1 pseudogene is annotated in these 437 nt (G+C 61.6%); it reads right to left on the bottom strand.

The features are described 5' to 3' along the window. Window positions 1-437, bottom strand: a pseudogene (locus EXE42_RS16970) (cell division control protein Cdc6); the annotation flags it as partial.

Raw genomic sequence — 437 nt, 5'->3', positions numbered from 1 at the left:
GTGTCGTCGCTCAGGATCTCGCTTCGGAGATGCTGGTAGTCCTCGACGTCGTCCTCGAAATACGTGTCCCGGAGGGCACCGACGGCACGCCGTGCGAGGATGTTGCGGAGCTGATCAGCGTCGTAGGGCTCGAAGCGAACCTCGTCTTCGCCGAGACTCGACCGGACGTCGGCGTCGAGGTTCTCGCGGAACTGGAGGTCGTTCGTAATCCCGATGAGCGAGAGACGGACGCCGTCCGGATTCGACCGCGGGAGTTCGTAGAGGATGTAGTCGTCGTCGCCGATGGCATCGATCTCGTCGAGGACAACGATGACCGTCCCGCCGACCTTCTCTAGGTTCTCGATCACCATATTGAGCAGAGTCTTCCGCTGGTGACCGCTTGGCAGCTCCTCACCGGGCCCGAATCGCTTCTCACGGAGTCGCTTGACGAGATGTGT

This window comes from Halorubrum sp. SP3 (genome assembly GCF_005435195.1).
In the GTDB taxonomy this organism is placed as follows: domain Archaea; phylum Halobacteriota; class Halobacteria; order Halobacteriales; family Haloferacaceae; genus Halorubrum; species Halorubrum sodomense.
This window is presented reverse-complemented; position numbering and strand designations above follow the sequence as displayed.